This window comes from Microcoleus sp. SVA1B4 (genome assembly GCF_036700545.1).
In the GTDB taxonomy this organism is placed as follows: Bacteria; Cyanobacteriota; Cyanobacteriia; order Cyanobacteriales; family Microcoleaceae; genus Microcoleus.
Window position 1 is genome coordinate 41,644 of record NZ_JAUBPB010000060.1, and the last position, 3,095, is coordinate 44,738.

A 3,095-nucleotide genomic window follows, 5' to 3' on the forward strand; every position below is an offset into this window, starting at 1 on the left:
GGGCACTGCCCCTACAGGTGCGCCATCCTCTGTTGACCTGGAATCCCAGACAGAGCCCCGCATCGAACCCAGCGGGCCCCAACAGCAGGGAGGCTCTCCCTTAATCTTGCTGGCAGAAGACAACGAAGCCAATATCAGTACGGTTTCGAGCTACTTGAGAGCTAAAGGCTATCGCATTCTCTTGGCGAAGAATGGAGAGGAGGCGATCGCCCTGGCCAAGTCGGAAAACCCCAATCTAATTTTGATGGACATTCAAATGCCTGGTATGGATGGTCTAGAAGCTATGCAGCAGATTCGCCTCGATCCTAGGTTAGTCGATGTGCCGATCGTTGCCTTAACTGCCTTAGCCATGACTGCCGATCGCGATCGTTGTCTTGCCGCCGGAGCCAATGATTACCTCACCAAACCCGTTAAGCTGAAGCAATTGGCAAGCACTATTCAACACCTTTTAACTTCCCTGGTAAGATAATTCATGAATGTACCATCTGTTTTGATCGTTGACGACGAACCCGATAATTTTGATGTGATTGAAACTCTCTTGAACGAGCAGGATTATCAATTGCATTACGCTGCCACCGGGCAAGAAGCGATCGCATCCCTCGACATATTTGATCCGGATCTTATTTTGCTGGATGTGATGATGCCAGGAATAGATGGCATCGAAGTTTGTCGGCAAATCAAAGCCATGTCAAAATGGCAAGCCGTTCCCATCATTATGGTGACAGCATTAAACTCAAAATCAGACCTTGCCCGTTGTCTCACTGCCGGCGCGGACGACTTCATTAGTAAACCTGTAACTGCTATTGAACTGCGTGCCAGAGTTCACTGTATGCTGCGAATTAAGCACCAGTATGACGACCTGCAAAGCTTACTCAAATTGCGGGAAGATATGGTTAAAATGGTAGTCCACGATTTACGCAATCCCCTGGCTGGTATCTTGCTTGGCTTGGAACTCCTAAAAAGCTTAGAGTATTCTAAAGAACAACAACAAATGCAACTGGAACGGATTTACTCGTCAGCACAAGCAATACAGGTATTAATTGATGATTTATTGCAAATTTATTTACTCGAATCCGGTAAAAAGCGTCTCAATTACACTGATATTTATCTGTGCGATATCATAGAATCTGCTATCTCAAACTTTGAAGGAATTGCTGCTCAAAAAAGTCAGTTTATAGTCGCTAATTTACCAGTACAAAACAGTAGAAAAGTCTCGGTTGATGCCACCATGATACATCGAATGCTGGATAATCTCCTCTCGAATGCCATTAAGTTTTCCCCACCCAATAGTCAAATCATAGTGACTGTAGAATTCCTCACATCGGGCAAGGCAAAAATCCAGGTTATTGACTCTGGACCAGGTGTTCCTGATACATTGCAACACAAAATTTTTGAGAAATACGAGATTGGAAATCTGATGTCGGATGTCTCTCAAATAGGCTTGGGTTTAGCTTTCTGCAAAATCGTCGTTGAGGCACATGGGGGCGAAATTTGTGTCAGAAACAACCAACCACAAGGAGCAATTTTTGAAATCACTTTGGCAGCATAGCTGACGAGTATCAGATGAAATTATAAAATTTTTACCTTATTGAAATGGTGGCAATTATGTCTCAATTTTCTATCTTAATTGTTGATGATGAGCCGGATAACTTTGATGTGATTGAAACCCTGTTATCAGAGCAGGATTATCAATTGCATTATGCTGCCAGCGGGGAAGAAGCGATCGCATCCCTCGACATATTTGATCCGGATCTTATTTTGCTGGATGTGATGATGCCGGGAATAGACGGCATCGAGATTTGTCGGAAAATCAAAGCCATGTCAAAATGGCAAGCCGTTCCCATCATTATGGTGACAGCATTAAATTCAAAATCAGACCTTGCCCATTGTCTCACTGTCGGTGCTGACGACTTCATCAGTAAACCTGTAAATGCTATTGAACTGCGTGCTCGCGTGCATTCAATGCTCAGAATCAAGGAACAGTATGATAATATCCAGAACTTATACCACATCCAAGAAAATACCATCAATGTCTTGGACAGCACCCTCAATGAGTTGCGTGGCAACTTAGCTTCTACTCTATCCCACGAACTGAATACGCCCCTCAATGGGATCTTAGGCACGATCGGGTTGCTCAAGGACGATATCGAAAACATGGATATCGCCCAAATCCGTGAGATATTAGGCTGGGCACATGACTCTGCCCGTCGCCTAGAAACATTAACGAAAAAATTCCTGATTTATTTAGGATTAGAACTATCCGCAAGTCAACAGCACAAAATGGAATCTGCCCGGACTCAATTTGTAGCTTCTGCCATTGAAGCCGAGTTGACATACCAGGCTCAGAAGGTCAACCGTAGCAACGATATGTTGTTCACTCTTGAGGAAGCGGAGATCGCTCTATCAGACCGATATCTATCAACTATTCTCCATGAATTAATTGATAATGCACTGAAATTCTCCTCACCAGAGACAACCATTAAAGTTAGTAGTCAAGTCCTAGGGGAGATGCTACATTTATCTGTACATGACTCCGGGCAGGGCATGAAAGAGGAGCAAATTGCTAAAATTGGTGCCTTCATGCAGTTTGAACGCAAGAGGTATGAGCAACAGGGCACCGGTATCGGCTTAAAAATTGTCCAGAAAATTGTCGAACTGGCAGGAGGAGAGTTCTCAATTACCAGTATCTATAAAAAGGAAACAACGGTACATCTCACTCTGCCAATTGTCCGCAATTAGCATGAGTTTTTCTATCAAGTCCGGTGGCATCGTTATGGAGATTGAGAAGGAATAAATTTGCTTTGCATGGAAATGGCAACACATCAAAAAAGATGAACTAGCAGGACAAATATTTGACTCGGAATTAGAGCTTGCTTCTGGGGTAATTCATGGGGTAGAAGGTAAATAAAAAACCATACACAACCATACACAACCTATTAAATTTAACTCGAATCACCCTACTTAATCTTTTGTTACATACTGGCGAATTGTGCCACCGACTTAGTAAGGAATGAGAATTACAGCGGATTCCAGGTTTATAAAGTACACCCCAGAAACCGGGTTTCTTCTGGATTTCTCGCCAGAAACCGGTTTTA

The 3,095-nt window shown here is 43.4% G+C and carries 3 protein-coding genes; all 3 read left to right on the top strand.

The features are described 5' to 3' along the window. Positions 1-469: response regulator (locus QT987_RS22885; protein ID WP_333244697.1), on the top strand; the 469-nt coding region annotated here is incomplete at its 5' end. A 3-nt stretch (positions 470-472) separates the two neighbouring features. Beyond that, positions 473-1,549, top strand: coding sequence for a response regulator (locus tag QT987_RS22890; RefSeq protein WP_333244700.1), 1,077 nt, complete (start codon positions 473-475; stop codon positions 1,547-1,549). A 56-nt stretch (positions 1,550-1,605) separates the two neighbouring features. Next, complete coding sequence (locus QT987_RS22895; RefSeq protein WP_333244703.1) at positions 1,606-2,739, top strand: hybrid sensor histidine kinase/response regulator; 1,134 nt, start codon at positions 1,606-1,608, stop codon at positions 2,737-2,739. Positions 2,740-3,095 lie beyond the last annotated feature (356 nt).